General features: G+C 65.7%; 19 protein-coding genes. 5 read left to right on the top strand and 14 right to left on the bottom strand.

Going from position 1 to position 19,030, the window contains the following annotated elements:
* Positions 1 to 984, top strand: a 984-nt coding sequence (locus tag AC1DSN_RS07240; protein WP_477330101.1) for an aldo/keto reductase, incomplete at its 5' end; no start/stop codon positions are given.
* 113 nt (positions 985 to 1,097) lie between these two features.
* Here AC1DSN_RS07240 and AC1DSN_RS07235 read toward each other — a convergent pair.
* The 6 genes from AC1DSN_RS07235 to AC1DSN_RS07210 all read right to left on the bottom strand — a co-directional run bounded on the left by AC1DSN_RS07235 (position 1,098) and on the right by AC1DSN_RS07210 (position 6,255).
* Positions 1,098 to 2,018 (bottom strand): hypothetical protein, encoded by a 921-nt coding sequence (locus AC1DSN_RS07235; RefSeq protein WP_477296176.1) that lies wholly within the window; start codon positions 2,016 to 2,018, stop codon positions 1,098 to 1,100.
* Positions 2,019 to 2,083: 65 nt separating this feature from the next.
* Complete coding sequence (locus AC1DSN_RS07230) at positions 2,084 to 3,166, bottom strand: DNA topoisomerase IB (RefSeq protein ID WP_477330099.1); 1,083 nt, start codon at positions 3,164 to 3,166, stop codon at positions 2,084 to 2,086.
* Positions 3,167 to 3,214: 48 nt separating this feature from the next.
* Positions 3,215 to 4,384: a class I SAM-dependent rRNA methyltransferase gene (locus AC1DSN_RS07225; protein WP_477330097.1), complete on the bottom strand. Its 1,170-nt coding sequence runs from the start codon at positions 4,382 to 4,384 to the stop codon at positions 3,215 to 3,217.
* A gap of 19 nt (positions 4,385 to 4,403) precedes the next feature.
* Positions 4,404 to 4,847: a hypothetical protein gene (locus AC1DSN_RS07220; protein ID WP_063574083.1), complete on the bottom strand. Its 444-nt coding sequence runs from the start codon at positions 4,845 to 4,847 to the stop codon at positions 4,404 to 4,406.
* A gap of 14 nt (positions 4,848 to 4,861) precedes the next feature.
* Positions 4,862 to 5,806, bottom strand: a complete 945-nt coding sequence (locus AC1DSN_RS07215) for a serine/threonine protein kinase (protein ID WP_477297201.1) — start codon at positions 5,804 to 5,806, stop codon at positions 4,862 to 4,864.
* The gene (locus tag AC1DSN_RS07210; protein ID WP_477297200.1) at positions 5,803 to 6,255 is read right to left on the bottom strand and encodes a hotdog fold thioesterase; all 453 of its coding nucleotides are present in this window, start codon (positions 6,253 to 6,255) and stop codon (positions 5,803 to 5,805) included. The genes AC1DSN_RS07215 and AC1DSN_RS07210 overlap by 4 nt, the downstream gene beginning before the upstream one ends.
* Positions 6,256 to 6,271: 16 nt before the next feature.
* On the opposite strand from AC1DSN_RS07210, the gene AC1DSN_RS07205 reads away from it, so the two are divergent.
* The gene (locus tag AC1DSN_RS07205) at positions 6,272 to 7,360 is read left to right on the top strand and encodes a 2Fe-2S iron-sulfur cluster-binding protein (protein WP_477297199.1); all 1,089 of its coding nucleotides are present in this window, start codon (positions 6,272 to 6,274) and stop codon (positions 7,358 to 7,360) included.
* Positions 7,361 to 7,644: 284 nt separating this feature from the next.
* On the opposite strand, the gene AC1DSN_RS07200 is transcribed toward AC1DSN_RS07205, so the two are convergent.
* From AC1DSN_RS07200 to AC1DSN_RS07190, 3 genes are read right to left on the bottom strand one after another with little or no spacing between them, the layout of a single operon-like run.
* A complete protein-coding gene (locus tag AC1DSN_RS07200; protein WP_063570992.1) occupies positions 7,645 to 8,091 on the bottom strand; it encodes a rhodanese-like domain-containing protein in 447 nt (148 codons plus the stop codon).
* Positions 8,092 to 8,139: 48 nt separating this feature from the next.
* Entirely contained in the window at positions 8,140 to 8,553 is a 414-nt protein-coding gene (locus tag AC1DSN_RS07195) for a hypothetical protein (protein WP_063571001.1), read from the bottom strand.
* A gap of 29 nt (positions 8,554 to 8,582) precedes the next feature.
* A complete protein-coding gene (locus tag AC1DSN_RS07190) occupies positions 8,583 to 9,047 on the bottom strand; it encodes a YiiD C-terminal domain-containing protein (protein WP_063570993.1) in 465 nt (154 codons plus the stop codon).
* Between the two features lie 122 nt (positions 9,048 to 9,169).
* On the opposite strand from AC1DSN_RS07190, the gene AC1DSN_RS07185 reads away from it, so the two are divergent.
* Genes AC1DSN_RS07185 through AC1DSN_RS07175 form a run of 3 tightly spaced genes read left to right on the top strand, consistent with a single transcriptional unit; the run spans position 9,170 to position 12,391 of the window.
* Positions 9,170 to 9,940 carry a uroporphyrinogen-III synthase gene (locus AC1DSN_RS07185; protein WP_477294446.1) on the top strand — a complete coding sequence of 257 codons (771 nt, stop codon included), beginning with the start codon at positions 9,170 to 9,172 and terminating at the stop codon, positions 9,938 to 9,940.
* Between the two features lie 46 nt (positions 9,941 to 9,986).
* Positions 9,987 to 11,141 carry a uroporphyrinogen-III C-methyltransferase gene (locus AC1DSN_RS07180; protein ID WP_477294448.1) on the top strand — a complete coding sequence of 385 codons (1,155 nt, stop codon included), beginning with the start codon at positions 9,987 to 9,989 and terminating at the stop codon, positions 11,139 to 11,141.
* A complete protein-coding gene (locus AC1DSN_RS07175) occupies positions 11,138 to 12,391 on the top strand; it encodes a heme biosynthesis HemY N-terminal domain-containing protein (protein ID WP_477294450.1) in 1,254 nt (417 codons plus the stop codon). Before AC1DSN_RS07180 ends, AC1DSN_RS07175 begins: the two co-directional genes overlap by 4 nt.
* A gap of 1 nt (position 12,392) precedes the next feature.
* On the opposite strand, the gene AC1DSN_RS07170 is transcribed toward AC1DSN_RS07175, so the two are convergent.
* The 5 genes from AC1DSN_RS07170 to AC1DSN_RS07150 all read right to left on the bottom strand — a co-directional run.
* Entirely contained in the window at positions 12,393 to 13,850 is a 1,458-nt protein-coding gene (locus AC1DSN_RS07170; protein WP_477294452.1) for a hypothetical protein, read from the bottom strand.
* A gap of 11 nt (positions 13,851 to 13,861) precedes the next feature.
* Positions 13,862 to 15,577, bottom strand: coding sequence for an Hsp70 family protein (locus tag AC1DSN_RS07165; protein WP_477330095.1), 1,716 nt, complete (start codon positions 15,575 to 15,577; stop codon positions 13,862 to 13,864).
* 91 nt (positions 15,578 to 15,668) lie between these two features.
* A complete protein-coding gene (gene uvrD, locus AC1DSN_RS07160) occupies positions 15,669 to 17,885 on the bottom strand; it encodes a DNA helicase II (protein ID WP_477330093.1) in 2,217 nt (738 codons plus the stop codon).
* A gap of 23 nt (positions 17,886 to 17,908) precedes the next feature.
* Entirely contained in the window at positions 17,909 to 18,127 is a 219-nt protein-coding gene (locus AC1DSN_RS07155; protein WP_063570999.1) for a hypothetical protein, read from the bottom strand.
* A gap of 362 nt (positions 18,128 to 18,489) precedes the next feature.
* Positions 18,490 to 19,030, bottom strand: a 541-nt coding sequence (locus AC1DSN_RS07150) for a DNA polymerase (RefSeq protein ID WP_477330091.1), incomplete at its 5' end; no start/stop codon positions are given.

Raw genomic sequence — 19,030 nt, 5'->3', positions numbered from 1 at the left:
GGCCAGGGCAAGTTCGCCTCGGTTGGCAACTCCGGCGTGGACGAAGCTCGCCGACTGATCGATATGTGCATCGATGCCGGTGTGAATCTGATCGACACGGCCAACGTCTATTCCGACGGCCGTTCGGAAGAGATCATTGGCGAAGTCCTCGGCGGCAAGCGTCCGAAGGACGTGCTGATCGCCACCAAGGCTCGATTCCCGATGGGCGACGGCCCCAACCATGGCGGCCTCTCGCGGTACCACCTGATTCGCGAGTGCGAAGCCAGCCTGAAGCGTCTGCGCACGGACGTGATCGATCTCTACCAGGTGCACCAGTGGGACGGGCTGACGCCGCTCGAGGAGACCCTGGAAGCCCTCGATACGTTGGTTCGCGACGGTAAGGTGCGTTACCTGGGTTGCTCGAACTATTCCGCATGGCACCTGATGAAGGCGCTCGGCGTGAGTGAGCGCGAGCACCGCCAGCGCTTCATCAGCCAGCAGATCCATTACACGCTGGAAGCGCGCGAAGCCGAATACGAATTGCTGCCGATCTCGATCGACCAGGGCCTGGGCGTCCTGGTATGGAGTCCGCTCGCCGGTGGCCTGCTGTCGGGTAAGCATCGCCGTGACACGAAGGCGCCGGAAGGATCGCGCCACCTCGAAGGCTGGACGGAGCCGCCGATCCGCGACGAAGAACGTCTGTGGCGGATCGTCGACGTGCTCGTCGGGATCGCCGACTCGCGCGGTGTGTCGGGTGCACAGGTCGCCCTGGCCTGGTTGCTCGGACGTCCCGCGGTAACGTCGCTGGTGATCGGTGGCCGTACGGAGGCCCAGTTCAAGGACAACCTGGCTGCCGCCGAGCTGAAACTCACGGTCGAGGAGCGTCAGCGCCTGGACGAGGTCAGTGCGCCGCCGGTGCTCTACCCGTACTGGCACCAGTTGATGACCGCATCGGACCGGTTGGGTCCGGCGGACATGCCGTTGCTGGCGCCGCATCTGAAATAAGTTTTTTTCAGAATCCTTCCATGGGCTTGAGCAGGCGACTCGCGCATCATGTGCCGGTCGCCGCAAGTCACGGGTGGCAACGGTCGGGGCGTGGGACGCGTCCCGGCCGTTTTTTATGGCTTTGCCGTTGAACCCCAGTCTTCGGGGGTGAAGGAAAGGTGCAGCACCGTCCGGTTGCCGTCTTCCAGTGGCGGATGGTAGTCGAGCGTGGTGCAACCGCTGGCCAGCTGGCGCTTCGAGGCCAGGGCCATCGATTTCGCCATCTGTGCGCCATACGCCGGCGTGCCTGCCCGCGTGAGCTTCAGGGCCATGCGAAAGCCATCCGCGCTGACGCCGTCGGGAAGGTCTCCCGGCGTTGCCTCGCCTGGCTGCAGCGCCACGACATCCATGCTGCGACCACAGGTGCCGGCACTGATGATGTCAACGCCGTCCAGAAGACCACTGATGAAAGGGTCGGCATTTTCCGCGAGCGAGTCCACGGCATCGACGGTGGTCGTCAGCCGGATTTTCACGTAGTACAGCTTCCGGTAGAACAGGTAGGTACGCGACGTCAGCATGTCCTGCTGGGCATCGAAGACGATCGGCAGGAAGCGGCCCTCGACCTTCTTTCCGCCGGCCAGCGACGCCGTATACGCGCTTTCGTCACCCCACCAGACGTTCCGGTAGATCTGCTGCCTCTCGGCATAGGCGACCGATTCGCGGAAATCCTCCGATGCCCGATGCAGCATCTTCGGGCTGTCGCCTTCGCCCGCGGGATAGATGAAAACGTCGGCGATGATCCAGTCGGCGTGGTCGATGCGATAGCGCAGCGACACCCCGGCCGCGATGTCGCCTTCATCGGCGTAGTTCTTGACGGCGGAGAGCGTGGCATCGGGCAGTCGCTTGGGCGCAATGATCCACGTGTCGTCCACCACGCCGCGATGGCTGCCTGCATCGGGCAGCGCAAACGGGGGCGCCGCAGGCGCCTCTTGCGCATGTACACCCAGGCCTGCCGTCAGGCCGAGCAGGACGGGAATCACCTTCCACCGCAACATCGTCAACACAACCCCTGAAATATCGAACGCGAACCCCGTGTGAGCACTATAGCCATCCGTTCGTCTCAACGGGAGCGTCGGGATACATGGAGCCGTCGACGTAGAAAAGCCAGGGTCAGGGTTTCCAGTTTGCGGGGGAAAACGACACCCGTTTCCGGCACCCGACGGTGCAATTCACCATCGAACCAGCCCGCGAACACCTCCGGATGGATGTACGACGCGCGACACACGGCCGGCGTGTTGCCGAGCACGGTCGCCACCGATTTGACGGCCGCGGCGAGGGTCGCCTTGACGGCCCGTTCGCCACCCTCGTCGGGGACGGCTGTCGCCGCCAGCACGGCGACGGCGTTTACCGTGCCGCCCCAGGTGCGGAAGTCCTTCGCCGTGAACTCGCCGCCGGTCACTTCCCGCAGGTAATCGTTCACCATGCCGGAATCGATGGGCTGGCGTTGTCCTTCGTCGTCCAGATACTGGAACAGTCGTTGACCGGGAAGCTCCTGGACTTTGCGCACGGCTTTGACGAGTTTGCGGTCGTCGAGCGTGACATCGCGCCACTGGCCGCTCTTGCCACGAAAGTGGAACTCGATCCGGTCCTTGCGCGCGGCGACATGGCGCGAGCGCAGGGTGGTCAGGCCGAAGGAGTTGTTCTGTTTGGCGTAGGTGTCGTTACCTACGCGGATCATGGTCTCTTCCAACAGGCTCACCACGAGTGCCAGCACCTTGTCGCGCGGCAGGCCGGGCAGGCTGAGGTCCTTGCGCAGACGACGACGCAGGTGGGGGAGCGCTTCGCCGAACTCCAGGATCCGCTCGAACTTGTCGCAATCGCGCACATGCCGCCACTTCGCGTGGTACCGGTACTGTTTGCGCAACCGGGCGTCACGACCTGTCGCCTGGAGATGGCCTCGCTCGTTGGGGCAGATCCATACCTTCGTATAGGCTGGCGGAATGGCCAGGGCGCGTATGCGCGTCAGCACGTCCTCATCGGTTATCCGCTTGCCCTCGACATCCATGTACTGGAAGGCCCGCCCGCGCTTGCGTCGCGTGATGCCGGTGTCGGTGTCGCACACATAGACCAGGCCCGCCGCTTTCGCGTGGGCCTGTTCGACATCCGGCACCACAAGGGCGTCGTCGGGCGGCTTCCTGGACATGGCCGGCAGTGTGTGCCGGCCAGCGATCAAGACACGGTGAACGCGGCGTCAGTCGACGCGGCAGTAAACCGCCTTGAGGTAGCGGTTCTCGGGGACGTTACTCGCCACCGGGTGGTCTGCGYCGGCCCCGTCCACATGAAGGATCTGGATGTTGCGGCCCGCATTGAGGGCGACACGGCGGATCATTTCGATGAAGTCGTCCTCGCCGACAAGACCCGTGCACGAGCAGGTCAGGAGGATCCCGCCGGGGGCGATCACGTCGAGCGCCGTGCGGTTCATGGCGAAGTACTTCTTTAGTGCGTTGACCACCTGGTTGCGGTCGCGCGTGAGCTTGGGCGGGTCGAGCACGACAGCGTCCCAGGTGTCGCCGCGGGCAATGGCAGCGCGCAACCACTCGAAAACGTCGCCCTGTTCGAACGTCGCCTCGACGCTGTTCAGCCGGGCATTTTCACGGGCGACGTCGAGGATGGCCGCATCGGCGTCGACGCCGATGGCCTCCCGCGCGCCCGCCTTCATGGCGTGTACCGCAAAGCCGCCGGCATTGCAGCAGAGGTCGAGCACGCGGCGCCCGCGCGCCAGCTGGGCAAAGCGGCGACGGTTGTCGCGCTGGTCGGCGAAGAAGCCGGTCTTGTGGCCGAGGCCGGGTGCGGCATGGAAGGCTAGCCCGTGCTCGTGCACGTCGACGGCGGCAGGCGCGTCGTTGGAGCGGACATCGAACGACTCCTGCCGCTGCACGTGATCTTCGGCGAACCAGTAAAGCGACGCGCCGGGGAAGTGGCGTTGCAATTCCGCGTGAATGGCCTCGCGGAAGCGCCACATGCCGGCGGCAAAGTACTCCACCACGAGATGGTTCGCGTAACGATCCACGACCAGGCCGGAGAGGCCGTCGCCTTCGCTGTGGACCACGCGCCAGGCGTCGCTCACCTCGTCCAGGCGGAGCAGGTCGCGACGGAGTTCCACGGCCTTGGCAATCCGCGAAGCGATCCAGCCGGCGTCGATGGCCTGGTCGGCGTCGGTGGTGAGCAGGCGCAGTGCCACGCGCGCATGGCCATTCCAGAATCCGCGCCCGACAAAACGGCCCTTCCCATCGAGCACGTCGACGACGCTCCCGGGCGGCAGGCGTTCTTCGGGCTTGACGATCTGGGCCGACCATACCCACGGGTGGCCGGGGACGCGGTCGGTTTTCAGGCGGATGGTGGGCGTGGCAGGACTGTTCATCCCGCCATGATACCGGGGCTTAGCGACCGAAGCGCAGGATCAGCCAGGAAACCAGGGCCAGCAGGTTGATGCCCAGATGCGCCGGCGACGGTCCACCGAGGGCGAGCTGCCAGCCATGTGTCGCGATAGACCAGTCGAAACCCAACCGCGGGGCACGCTGCAGGGTGATGAAGAGGTTGACGAAGGCGCCGCTCGACAGCGCGTAACTGAAGACGGGCGTCGCGATCAGGGGCGCCTGGAGGAATTGCGCCCAGATCGACATTTGCGTGCCGCGACCATCGTTGCTGGCCAGCAGGATGCCGGCGACGAGCATGAAGGCGAACAGCAGTACGCCGAGCACGGCGACGATGGCGTCCAGGCCGCTGAAGCGTCCGCCAAGGAGGCGATCGAACTGGTGGACGAGGCCGAACAGGCCGCCGGCGATCTCAAAAACGGCGATGACGCGGGTGAAAAAAGAATGCATGGGTTCTCCGTGGATTAGAGGTCGTCGGCGATCTCGTGGAGATCGGCGATGTGCTGTTCCCACCAACGCGCTTCGGCGGCGAAGGGGAAGGCGGCGGGGAAGGCGGGATCGTGCCAGCGTTCGGCGATCCATCCGGCGTAGTGGACCTGGCGCATCGCACGCAGCACGGGAATCAGGGCCAGTTCGGTGGGATCGAAATCGCGGAACTGTCCGTAGCCCTCGAGCAGGGCTTTCATCATGGCGTCGTCACCGGCGAGCATCCAAAGGTCCTGCACGGCAGGGCCGGTACGGGCGTCGTCGAGGTCGACGAAATGCGGACCCGCATCGGTCCACAGAACGTTGCCGGGATGGCAGTCACCGTGAAGGCGAATGCGGTGCACCGGGCCGACGGCCTCGATGCGGTCCGCGACGGCGGTATCGACACGGCCCGCCGCGAAACGGTAGGCGTCGAACAGGTGCGCCGGCAGCAAGGCGGAGCCGAGTGTCGCGCGCATGGGCGCTTCGATCATCGTCGGCCGGTCCAGGGTGCCGCGAGCCTGGAAGTGGCCGCGCGCTCCCACGGCGTGCATGCGTGCCAGCAGCCGGCCCAGCCATTCCAGCTGGTCCGCCGATTCCAGCGAAGGCGCCCGTCCGCCACGTCGCGGGTAGATCGCATAACGGTAGCCGGCGTGGCGCAGCAATGTCTGGCCCTCGAACGCGAGGGGCGCCACCATCGGCAGCTCGGCGGCGGCCAGTTCGAGGGCGAAGGCATGCTCTTCCGCGATCGCCGCATCCGTCCATCGGCCAGGGCGGTAGAACTTGGCGACGACGAAACCGCCTTCCTCGAGTCCCACCTGGAAAACACGATTCTCGTAGCTGTTAAGGGTCAGCAGGCGGCCGTCGCTCCACGATCCGGCGGCATCCACCGCGGCGAGCACCACGTCTGGCGACAGCGCCGCATACGGCGCACCTTCACTCACGAGCGAAGATTTCCCGGGGCGCCGCCCGGCGATGGAATCACCGCCATGGTCAGCCGCGACAGGCAGACCAGCTTGCCGGTTTCCTCTTCGATGCGAATTTCCCATACCTGGGTGGTGCGCCCCAGGTGAATGGCTTTTGCCGTGCCGGTGACCAGGCCACTGCGTACGCCACGGAGGTGGTTCGCATTGATATCCAGGCCGACGGCGATTTCCCTCTCCACGTCGAGCGTGAGCAGGGCGGCGGTGCTGCCCAGCGTCTCGGCCAGCACCACGGACGCGCCGCCATGAAGCAGCCCGAACGGCTGCTGCGTGCGGTGGTCGACGGGCATGGTGCCGCGAATCCAGTCGTCACCCGCGTCGACGAAGCGTATGTCGAGCGTCTCCATCATCGTGCCCCGGCTCCAGCCGTTGATCCGCGCGAAGTCGATGGGTTGCTTCCAGATGGCCATGGGCAGGCATCGTGTAATGAACAAGCCGCCATTGTCCTACAATGCGCGGGTGCCCACCGTAACCCTGACATCGTCCGGCAAGCGATTCGACGCCGCTGCCGACGAAACCGTGCTCGAAGCCGCCCAGCGCGCGGGAATCGCCCTCCCGTATTCGTGCCGAGGCGGCGTGTGCGGAAGCTGCAAGGCCACCCTCGTCGAGGGTGAATGCTCGTACCCGCGCAATCCGCCAACGGCCCTTTCCGGTCCGGCACGCATGCGTCACGCGATCCTGCTCTGCCAGGCCGTTCCCTGCGGTGACATCGCCATCCAGGCGCGCGAGATCGCGTCGGTGGAAGACATCCCGCACCGTCGTGCCGAGACCGTCGTCGTCGAGCGACGCATGCTTGCACCGGACGTAGTAGGTATCTGGCTGAAGCCGCTTGGCGACGATCGGCTGAACTGGCTGCCGGGTCAGTACCTCGACGTGATTCTCGAGGATGGCAAGCATCGGCCGTTCTCGATCGCCAGCGGCCCGCTCGCCGACGGAACGATCGAGCTTCACGTACGCCATGTGCCCGGCGGTGGCTTCACTTCCTGGGTGTATGAATCGTTGAAGGTCGGCGATCGGCTGACCATCGAGGTGCCGCTGGGCACCTTCGTGCCGCGCGAGGATTCCGAGCGACCCATGCTGTTCATGGCTGGCGGTACCGGCTTTGCACCGGTGAAGGCGATCGTCGAGCACTTCATCGCACTCGGGACGCGTCGGCCGATGCACATTTACTGGGGTGCGCGGATCGCCGAGGACCTTTATCTCGCCGACCTCGCGCGCGGCTGGGCGGCGGACACGCCGACGATCACCTTTACGCCGGTGTTATCCGATCCCGAGGCGGCCCGCGCTAGCGGGCTTCGCGAAGGCCTAATTCATGAGGCCCTGCTGGAAGACTTTCCGGACCTCGCCGCGTTCGACCTCTATATGAGCGGTCCCCCCGCGATGGTCGCCGCCGGACGCCAGCTCTTCATCGATGCGAACCTGCCGGAAGACCGGCTGTACTTCGATTCATTCGACGTGGCGCCCGACGTGCTGGATGCGATCCTGCGGGGTCGGGCGGGGATCCACGGTCTTTGAAGCGTTAAAGCTCACGCTGCGGCGGGCGCGGACGTAGCGGCGCAGAGCCTGACGTAGCGGTGCAGAGCCTTCGGTGCCCACCCTCGCTGCTCAGACACGTCCTCCGCGTTTCGTACCGGAGAGGCCACTGCGCGGCCGTAGGCCAGTAGGTACATGGGCCGCGGAGCGGCCTTTCCTTCTCGAACGCGGAGGACGTGTCTGAGCCGCGAGGGTGGGCACCAAGGTCTCCCCGCGAGACGCCCAGGTGTACGAAGCGACGGCGAAGCCGAGCCGCCCAGAAATGCCTATTTCTTGCCTTTCGCGAGCGGTAGCTGGGCGGTCTGCCAGGCATAAGTTCCGCCGTCGAGCACGAAGACCTTCTGGAAGCCGGCCTTGATCAGGCGGTTGGCTGCCTTGCCGACGCCGCGGCCGTCCTTGTCGATGAGCACGACCGGAAGGTCCTTGGCCTTGCTGAGGTCCTTCTGCGTTTCCGGGTCGAACTGGCTCATGGCCACGTTCTTGGCACCCGGAACATGGGCTTTTTCGAAGTCGGCGCTGGCCGAGAGGTCGATGATCAGCGGTGTATCGCGGTTGATCAGCTGGGTCAGGCCAGCCGGGGTGAGCATCTTCCACTTGCGGAAGAGGGTCATCACTTCGCCACCGAGCAGGGCGAGCAGGATCGCCACGAACAGCGCGACCAGCAGCAGATGGTTGCTGGCGAATTCGGGCAACTTGTGCAGTACGTCGTTCATCGGGTTATTGCGCGTCCCAGTGGGGATAAACGGCCGATTATATAGGCTTTACTTCGGCGAGAAGTCGGGCAGGCCGGTCATCAGCCACCACTTCTTCTTTTCCGGGTCGTAACGCCAGCGCTGGCGGTCGACCACGGTGCGCTCGGACTGGGTGTTGATGTTGACCACGTTGATCTGGACGACCTGGACGACTTCGTTGTCGCCATCGGGCCGCGGGCCGCCGCCCTCGTCATAGCCGGTGATGCGCAGCTGGCCGAGCCGGCCCTGGTCGACGGAGCTGAGCGGGTGGTCGGCGATGTAGTCCTTGTCGAGGAAGCTCTGCGCACCTTCCCAGTCACCCCATCGGACCGCCGACGCATAGGCGTTGGTGGTACGGGTGAGCGCTTCATTACGTATGTCGGTGGCGCAGCCGGACAGTAGGGATACGGCAAGAACGAGGAAAAGCAGGGCGATACGGCGCATGGCGGGTTCCATCGTGGCGTCGGCCGGCATTATGCCCGGCGTTTGGCGACGAAACGCGCATCCAGGCTGGCCATCGGTTTCCCGTCCGCACCCGGAACCACGCAGGTGAAGTCCCCACGGGCCCGTCCACGGGCTTTCAGCATGCCAAAGAAGCCCTTCCAGTTGGCCCCGGGGGCAAGGGTGGCCTCGGCGCGGAGGTCGTCCCAGATGGGGTCCAGGTAGCGCACCGTGGAATCGGCGACGAAGACATCGCAGTCCTCCCCGCGCTCGCGGAGCACGGCCTCGACCAGGGCCCAGCAGGTCAGGGTCATCAGCGCCACGATGCTTCCGCCGAAGGCACAGGCCTTGTCGTTGATGTTGGGCAGCAGCGGTGCCGTCATGACCAGACGCATGCCATCGAAGCTGTCGATGCTCACCGCCATGGCCCGCGCGAGGGGAATGCCATCGAGGATGAAGCGCTCGAGATCGGCGAGGGAAATGTCGTTGGGAGTCATAAGCAGCGAAGTCTACGAGGCAAGGCAAACCGTTCGCACCCGTATGGCCGAACCACGACCTTCGGCAGTGGCCCGCAAGGCGGCCGCTTCCTATCCTGAGCGCTCAGTAGCAGGATGCTTTCGTGAGCCGTAACTACCCTCTTCGCAACGTTACCGTCGTCATCACCCGCCCTGCGGGCACTGCAGGCCCGCTCTCCCGTCGGGTACGCAAGCTGGGAGGCATTCCGGTCAGCGTGCCTGGGCTATCGCTCCGCGCCATCGAAGACGCCTCGGCGGTGGACGCCGCGCTGCGCGCCGCGCTCGAGGGCGACGTGCTGGTTTTCACCAGCCCGGCCGCCGTCCGCTTCGCGGCGGACGTGTTGCCCCTGGCGACCCAGGCCACGGTGATCGCCGTAGGTCGTGGCACCGCCCGGGCCCTGAGAACCGCCAACCTCACCGATGTGCGTTTTCCGGAAACCTCGCAGGACAGCGAGGGCGTGCTCGGCCTGCCCGAACTGGCGGCGGTGGCGGGTAAGCGGGTCGCCCTGATCGGCGCCCCCGGCGGCCGAGGCCTGCTGCGCGAGCAACTCCTGGCGCGCGGCGCGGTGCTCGACGAAGTCCATGTCTACCACCGCGTGGCCCCACGCATCGACCGCCGTCATATCGATCCCCTGCTGAAGCTCGGCCGCCGCTCGGCGGTCTTGTTGTCCAGCGCCGAAGCGCTGGATCACCTGCATCGCGCCCTGATCGCCCCGGCCTGGCGCCGGCTGGTCCAGGCCGTGGCCGTGGTCAGCAGCGAACGGCTTCGGGACATCGCGTTGGAAACCGGCTTCGAGCGCGTCGTGGTGGCGCGGTCGGCCCTTCCGGGCGACCTGCTGGCGGCCGCTGCTGAGGTCTCGTTCACGCGCCGTTGAGGGATGTATTCCATGCGTTGGCGTATGGCCTGCTAGCATGCCTCGCATGACGACCGAGACCCCACCGACCGCACCCATTCCGGCGACGCCGGCCCCGGCCGCCGCGCCTGTGTCTGCCAGCCCACGGCGGACTGCCGACCCGGCACCTCGCCGTGGCGGTGGCGCACTTGCCCTGGCGATCCTGATCTCGCTGGCCGCCCTGGGCGCCGCCGGCTACACCGCGTGGACCGTCTGGACCATGCGCCAGGACGTCGGCGCCGCCAACGGACTTCGCGGACAGGTCGACACGCTGCAGGGCACGGTCGACGGTCTGCGTGACGACAATGCCAACCTGCGTCGCCGTGTCAGTGACGCAGACGGCGTCAATCGCTCGGCCCGCGAAGAGATGCTCGGTGTCTCCGAACGTACGAAAAATCTTGAAGACGCCGTCGCCAATCTGTCCGAGCGAAGCCTCAGCGGGCACGACGCGATGCTGCTCGACGAAGCGGAGTCCTTGCTGCGCATGGCCAAGGAGCGCTTCGCGCTGTTCGGCGACGCCAGTGGGGCGCTTTCCGCCTACGACCTCGCCGATAGCACGCTCGCGGCGGTGAACGACAGCGCGTTCGCGGCCGTCCGGCAGAGCCTGAAGGCGGAGCGCGATGCGCTTGCGGCCGTGGCGCCATCGGCGCGGGCAAGCGATCTTGCCGCGCTCGCCGACCTGCGAGCGCAGATTCCTACCTTGCCGCTGAAAGATCTCGATGCGCCGACAGCCGCGACCGAAACGCGTGGTTTCTGGCAGCGCGCCGGCGATGCGCTCGGCAGCATCGTCAAGGTAAGCCATGACGACGGCACGCCGTTGGGTCTCGCCGACGATCGCCTTGCGCGCGAGCTCGCGGCGCTGGATGTCGCCCACGCCGAGGCCGCCGTGTTGGCCTATGACGACGTGGGTCGAGCTGCCGCGCTGAAGCGCGTCGACGCGACGCTCGCGGCGCGTTTCAATCCGAACTCGCCGACGGTGCGGGCCGCTCGCGTACGGATCGCCGCGCTACTGGCCAGCCAGGCCAAGGGTGCCGCGCCGAAACTGGGCGCTGCGATGAACGAACTGCATAACCTGCGTTCGGTGCATGCGCTGCAGCCCGGCCCGGCCGCCGGACCGGCGCATGCAGAGTCTGTCGCCCATCCCGCATCGGCTTCGACGGCTGCTCCGAAGGCCACGCCATGAAGCTATGGCGCTGGATTGTCGGTTTTATCCTGGTCGCGGTGCTCGCGGCGTTCGCCTGGCATTGGGTAGCGGATGATCCGGGCTCGGTTCTGATACGGCTGCGTGGCACGACGTTGCAGATGACCGTCGTCAGCGCCGTGGTGATCCTGTTGCTCGCCTGGGCCGTCATCGCTGCGCTGGTCACGTTGATCCGCTGGCCCTTCGGTGCGCTGAACCGCCGTCATCGGCGACTCAGTCGTCGTCGGCTCGCCGATGGTCTCGTCGCGCTGATCGAAGGCCGTCACGGCGAAGCCGAGCGTGATCTGAATCGCGCGGCGCGCTACCCGTCGGTGCGTGGCCCCGCCTTGCTCGCGGCCGCCGAAGCCGCCGAGCGCCACGGCGAGTCGACGCGCGCTCTCGAAACACTCGATCAGGCGGCCCAGGAAACGCCGCGCGCCGCGCGCGTGTTACGCGCTCGCCTTCTTCGTCGCGCGGGTCGCCCCGCCGAGGCGGCGGCCCTGCTGGCGCCCGAAGCGAACAGTGGATCGCTCACGCCGTCCGGCTGGATCGAATACGCCGAGGCTTCGCTGGAATCCGGCGACGCGCGTAATGCCGTGCGCGCCCTCGATCCGTTACAGAAAAGCGGCGAACTCGGTGCGCGTGCGTTCGCCGAACTGGAAAGCCGGGCGGTCGCGGCGAACATCGCCAGCGCGCCCGATGGTGCTTCGCTCTCCACGCTTTGGTCGCAGTTACCGAAGGGCCAGCGCCGGCTGTCGGCTGCCGTCGATGCGTATGCGCGCCGTGCGTCGGGATTCGGCCAGAGCATGGCGGCCATGGACGAGATCGAAACCGCGCTGCGTCGCGAGTGGTCACCGACCCTCATCGCCACCTATGGCGGCATGGGCGCGGAGGATATGGAACAGCGGTTGCGGCGGGCGGAAGGCTGGGTGGATACACACCCGAACGATGCCGCGCTACTGACGGCCGTCGGTCGTATGTGCGTGCGTGCGCGTCTTTGGGGTAAGGCGAAGCCCTTCCTGGAACGTGCGCTTGCTATCGCGCCGAACGCCGACGCGTGGGAAGCCCTCGGTGATGTCTATGTCGGCGAAGCGCATCCGGAGCTTGCCCAGCGTTGCTACCGGAACGCGCTGGCGTTTGCTCGTGGTGAAGCCACCGAGGCGTTGCCTGAGGCGCGCAACCATCGCATCGACACACGAGTCACCGCGGTCGAAGAGCGCGACCAGCACGGGGTGCCGCGACTTTCACCGTAGGTCAGTCGCTGGTGGATCGGCCCCAGCCGTGAAAGTCCATGTAAACGGTGTTGCTCGCCACGTACTCGCTCTCGTCGTGGGGCGCGCCGTTTGCGTCGACACTGCCGCTCCCGGTAACGGGCTGCGTATATCGAATCGTGTAACGCCTCTCCGGAAGGAGGTCGTAGTCGACGGAAAGGTCCAGCGCATTGGTCAGCGTCTGTCCCGGATCGAGGCGGAGATAGAAGCTCGCCGGATCCCTTGCGTCGGTGGGGTTCTCCAGGCCCCTGAACCTCGGCCGGATGCCATGCTGGTCGACGATGGTGAACAGGGGGCGGCCGACATGACCATCGGGCGTCATCGGCGGAGTCAGAGCCTTCCTGAGGAACAGCGGTGATCGCCCACGATTGGTGAGCGTGATGACGATCCATCCCTTGCCCTGCCTGGCAGGGGCGACGGGCTCGGCGAGAGCGACTTGCAGATCGTTCGAGACCCTCCGGCCCATGGGTGCCGATGCCGCGGGAACCGAAGACCGCTCGGCAAGGGCCGGCCGATGGTCCAACGTGCCCTGATAGAGAGACGGACGAGTCAGGACACCGAGTGCGACGATGACCACGACGACCCAGACGGGGGCCGGTATGCGTAGGCGACGTTTCTTTACGGGCGTTTCGAGCGCCTGCCGCTCGGTTGCGGGTAACGCGTCGTAACACGACGCCCATTCCTGCTGGCGCGGGACCGTCAGGTACAGGCCCAGGTAAGCCGGAAACCGTCGAAAGTCGTCGCGGACTTCGAACCAGCGCCTGACGATCTGCGAGGGTAACGCGCCCTTTGACGCTTCGGCTCGCTCGATCAGGGAGAGCCTGTTCGCGCGAATGAGCGGGGGCAGGCCGGCCCAGGCCATGCGTTGCGATTCCACGGCATCGATCCACATGCCCTTCGGGCCGAGCGCCGCGAGGTGGCCGATCTCCTGCCAATGAAAATGTTGCGCGGCGAAGTCGAACACGTAGGCACGCTTGCGGAGCAGGCCTCTTGCGAGACGATCGATCAGAACGTCCTCGAATATTCCCGGCGCATCGATGTATTGCAGGCGAAGTTTTGCGGTACAGGCTTCCAGATCCTGCCGGATGTCCGACGCCTCGCCGTACGCGATGCGCGTGGCGAGCCAATCGATGAGTCGTATGGCCTCTTCCTGCGGATTGATCGCCACGACGGCCGGGAGCGGGCTCGCATCGTCGACCCGCGCCGGCTCCGGCTCTGGCTCCGCGGCAGGAGGAGGCGCTTCAACGTTGACGTCGACGATGTGGTCCTCGTCAGCCACCCAGGCGCGCGCTGCTTCGTAAGCCTCGCGTAATTGGGCAAACCCCGCCGGGTCGGTTGCCGGGTCGATCAGCTTGAGGCGAAGGGCGTAGGCGCGGCGTACCGAACGCTCGTCGGCGTGCAGGGGAAGCTGCAGCAGTGCCAGGAACCAGGGCATCGACATAAGGCTATTCCTTAGTCCGCCAGGTCGGGTGCGAAGTGATCGTTTGCCTCGATGCCTTGCAAGGCCTCGCGGAACAACGCGGCGTCGCGTGCGACAAGGCGCGGATCCTGCGTCGCCAGCACCTGCTCGAAGCGCAGGATCATCTGGCCCAGATGGTCGCGCGCCTGGTCGAGCAATTGTTCGTAGAGGCGTTCGGCACGCGCGAGCAGCGTGCGGTTCTCGAGCGTATCGCGTGGATGCACCTTGAGTGCCGCCAGCGCTTCGAGCCGTCGTGCGATCTCGTCGGGCCCCAGGCTTCCTTCATGACCTTCGATGACGAGGTGGCGCGTTTCCGACGTTGCAACGAGGGTGACTTCGACTTCGAGAAGGCCGTTGACGTCGTAAGTGAAGCGTACATCCACGCCCGCCGCATGGCCGGGACCAGGCGTGAGGGGCACGGTCACTTCGCCGAGCAGGATGTTGTCGCGAACCAGGCGCGACTCGCCCTGGTAGACATCGATGCGAAGGGACGGCTGGTTGGGGTCGACAGGCACGTAGCGCTGCACGCGACTGACCGGCACCACGGTGTTGCGTTGGATGATCGGCGAATAGAGGCCATCGGCCCGTCCGCCACCTTCGATATGACGCGAGACGGCGGTGCCAAGGGTGTACGGACACACGTCCGTCATCACCATCTCCTGGAGCGCCTTGTCCTTCATCTTCAGTCCGGCCTGGACCGCGGCACCGAGCGCGACCACTTCGTCCGGGTTGTGTCCCATGGCGGGGAAGCGTCCGAACATGCGCGTCGCCAGGGCGCGAATCATGGGCATTCGCGTCGCGCCCCCCGCGAGGACCACGTTATCGAGATCGGCGGCACGGATGCGAGCGTCGCGAAGCGAGCGTTCGATCGGGCGCCAGAGTCGCGTGAGTAGCGGCTGCGAGAGCTTCTCGAATGCTTCGTTATCGAGTTCGACGCGGGCCTCGTGGCCCTTCCAGGTGACGTCGAAGACCACACTTGCCTGGGTACCCAGTTGGCGCTTGGCCGCTTCCGCACGCGCCGTCAGACGTTGCATGAATACGGGGTCCGTACTCGCCGCGTCAGGAATGCCGTTCTGGAAAGCGAGGCCCGCGATCAGGGTGACGAAGTCTTCGCCACCGAGCATGTTGTCACCGGCGCTGGCGCGCACTTCCATCACGCCGTCGAACATTTCCAGGATCGAAACATCGAACGTGCCGCCGCCGAGATCGAAGACGAGGAACTGCGTCTCGCCCTGAGCGTCGTGGAGGCCGTAGGCCAGTGCGGCGGCGGTGGGCTCGTTGAGCAGGCGTTCAACCTTGAGGCCGGCGAGCTCGCCGGCGACACGAGTGGCCTTGCGTTGGGCATCGGAGAAGTAGGCCGGAACGGTAATGATGGCTTCGGTGATCGGGACGCCAAGCGTGGCCTCGGCGTCGGCTTTCAGCGAACGGAGGACGAGGGCGGAAAGCTCCTCTGCCCGATAGTCGCGATCACCAAGACGCACGGTCCGCGCACTGCCCATGTAGCGCTTGAAGAGCGAGGCGGTCTGCTCCGGATGGGTCTGCAGGCGTTCGCGARCCGCTTCGCCCACCAGCACGCTGCCGTCCTGGTCGATCCCGACACAGGAGGGCGTGAGCATCCCACCCAGCGCATTCGGGATCAGGCGCGGAGCGCCGTCGATCCACGCCGCCACGAGGCTGTTGGTCGTGCCGAGGTCGATCCCCACGATCATGTGTCTGTTGCTCCCTGGTGCGGTTCGCGCTGCCGCTCTCAGGGCACGCCACGACGCTCCCGTGGATGGGAGCGTGGCGCGTTGGAGCCCCTTACAACGCGGTCAGATTCGCGTAAGCGTAAACCAACCACTTGCTTCCGGCATCCTCGAAGTTCACCTGCAGGCGCATATGGGCCCCGGCGCCCTCGGCGCTGACGACCGTGCCTTCGCCGAATTTGGGGTGGCTGACCCGCTGGCCGAGCGCGATGGGTGAGGCCTCCACCAGGGAACTGCTGCCGCCACCGCCTGAATACCGGTCGGCGTAGGCCGGTCGCGATACCTGTACGCGGGGGCGCAGTTCGTCGATCAGCTCCGGCGGGATCTCGCCCAGGAAACGCGAGGGCCGGGCCAACATCTCCGTGCCGTGCATGCGCCGCGACTCCGCGTGCGACACGTACAGGCGTTCGCGCGCACGGGTGATGCCGACGTACGCGAGACGGCGCTCTTCCTCGAGCCGGTTGTCTTCCTCGGTGGAACGCTGGCTCGGGAACAGGCCTTCTTCCATGCCGACAAGGAAGACGATGGGAAACTCGAGGCCCTTGGCCGAATGCAGCGTCATCAGCTGCACGCAGTCGTCCCATGCTTCACCCTGGCCCTCACCGGCCTCCAGTGAAGCATGCGACAGGAAGGCCGAGAGTTCGTTGAGGCCGGCGTCGACGTCTTCCGGGGTCATCTCGAAACGGCTCGCGACGTTGACCAGCTCGTCCAGGTTTTCGACGCGCGCCTCACCATTGCCACGCTTGTCGTTTTCGTAGAAGTCGCGCAGGCCGGTGTGGAGGATCGCGTGCTCGATCTGCTCGGCGAGACTCAGTGCCGTGGGCGATTCGTCACCATCGAGCCTGTCGTGGCCGCCGAAGGTGCGCGCGAGGTTGTCGACGAGGCCGATGAAAGCCTTGAGCGCATTCTTCGCGCGGCCTGCGAGGCCGCCAATGGATGCCTCCGTCAGCATCGCCTCCCACATGGAACTGCTATCGGTACGTGCACGCCGGCGCAGCTCGTCGAGCGTGCGGTCGCCGATGCCGCGCGGCGGCGTATTCACGGCACGCTCGAAGGCGGCATCGTCATGACGGTTCGATGCCAGGCGCAGGTAGGCCAGGGCATCCTTGATTTCAGCGCGTTCGAAGAAGCGCAGGCCACCGTAGACGCGGTAGGGCAGGTCGCGCTGGATCAGCTGTTCTTCGAAGTTGCGTGACTGCGCGTTGGAGCGGTAGAGGATGGCGCAGTCGCGTGCGTTCCCGGTTTCAGCGATGTGCTCGCGAATGCGCTCGATGACGAAGCGCGCTTCGTCCTGTTCGTTATAGGCGGCGTAAAGCGCGATGCGCTCGCCTTCGCCGCCATCGGTCCACAGCTGCTTGCCCAGACGGCCGCCGTTGCGCGAGATGACCGCGTTGGCCGCGTTGAGGATCGTCGACGTGGAGCGGTAGTTCTGCTCCAGGCGGATCGTCTTCGCACCGGCGAAGTCGTTGAGGAACTGCTGCACGTTTTCGACTTTCGCGCCGCGCCAGCCGTAGATGGCCTGGTCGTCGTCACCGACCACGAAGACCTGGCCGGTGCTGCCGGCGAGTACGCGAATCCACGCGTACTGCAGCGTGTTGGTGTCCTGGAACTCGTCGATCAACAGATAGCGCCAGCGATCCTGGTAGTGCTTGAGTACCTGTGGGTCTTTCAGCCATAGCTCGTGCGCACGCAGCAGCAGCTCGGCGAAGTCGACCAGGCCGGCGCGCTGGCATTGCTGTTCGTAGGCCTTGTAGATCTCGACGAAGGTGCGCGTGACCGGATGGTCGCGATGCTCGATCGCGTCCGGGCGCTTGCCTTCGTCCTTCCAGTTATTGATCTGCCAGCTGGCCTGACGCGGCGGAAAGCGTGCTTCGTCCAGGCCAAGTCCGGCGATGATCCGCTTGATCAGGCGTTGCTGGTCGTCCGAATCGAGGATCTGGAAACCTTCGACCAKGCCCGCCTCGCGCCAGTGTCGCCGGAGAAGGCGATGGGCGATGCCGTGGAAGGTGCCGACTGTCAGGCCCTGCGTGCCCCCCGGGATGATTCCGTCGAGGCGCGTACGCATCTCGCCGGCCGCCTTGTTGGTAAAGGTCACGGCGAGGATCGCCCACGGGGGCACCCGCTCGACCTGGGTCAGCCAACCGATACGGTTGATCAGGACACGGGTCTTGCCGGAGCCGGCACCGGCGAGGATCAGATAGTGCCCGGGCGGGGCGCTGACGGCCTCGCGCTGGGCGTCGTTKAGGGAATCGAGGAGATGGGAAACATCCATCCCCCCATTGTACCGGGTGGGGCTCAGTTCTTCCGGGAGAATCCGGCGACGGCAACGATGCCGCCCAGGACGATGCCGGCGATGCCTACCCACTGCGGAATCGACTTGTCGTGCGTAGCCTCGAGCTTGGCCGAGCCGATCGAGGCGACCGTATCGGTCTTCTGGTAGCTGCCGTTGCCCAGGGTGACCCACAGCCCGAGGCCGATAAGGATGACGCCGACGACGATGAGACCTGCGCGCATGGTGATTCCTCCCGTTAAGTGGCGCCGAGGATGCGGGTGTGAATGTGCAGGCGGTGTGGGCAAAAAAAACCCCGAGAGCCAGGGGAGCTCTCGGGGCGGGGTGGAAGACCGGAACCAGGGGAAGAACCGGTCCACCTTGAGGGGGCCTCTTAGGGAGGTGAGGCCCACCGATGGGACGCCGTTGCGTGCGTCCGAATATATAGACGTGCGGAACGAGGCAAAGTTGCATCATCGATGCAAAAAAAAATCAGCCCGCGTTCATGGGCTGATTTTTCAACGACTTGCCATTAAACGAAATGTACGACTAAACGGAAAACTTACGTTTGGACGGCCAAGTGCGGCCGGAAGCGCTTAGCGGGAGCTTAGTGTGCCTCGTCCCAGTTCGCCCCGACGCCGATATCCACCTGCAGCGGGACGCTCAGCGAGGCCGCCCCGGTCATATGCCGCTCGATACCTGCGCGCACGTCGTCGACGGCATCGGCGCGGACTTCGAAGACCAGTTCATCGTGCACCTGCATCAGCATGCGCACGTCATCGCGCGGTTCGATCCATGCGGAGACGGCGATCATGGCGCGCTTGATGATGTCGGCCGCCGTGCCCTGCATGGGCGCGTTGATCGCTGCGCGCTCGGCGCCGGCACGGAAGGCCTGGTTACGAGAGTTGAGGTTCTCGAGGTAGAGGCGGCGACCGAACAGCGTCTGGACGTAGCCATCGCGATGCGCCTGTTCGCGCGTGGCATCCATGAAAGCGCGCACGCCCGGGTAGCGCGAAAAATAGCGGCCCATGTAATCGGAGGCTTCGCCACGGTCCACGCCGAGTTGCTTGGCCAGGCCGAAGGCGCTCATGCCGTACATCAGGCCGAAGTTGATCGCCTTGGCCGCGCGGCGCTGGTTGGTCGTGACC

The organism is Luteibacter sp. P4_D7_3, from assembly GCF_056401735.1.
Note: the sequence above shows the minus strand (reverse complement) of the source record. Positions and strands in the feature narration are given on the sequence as shown.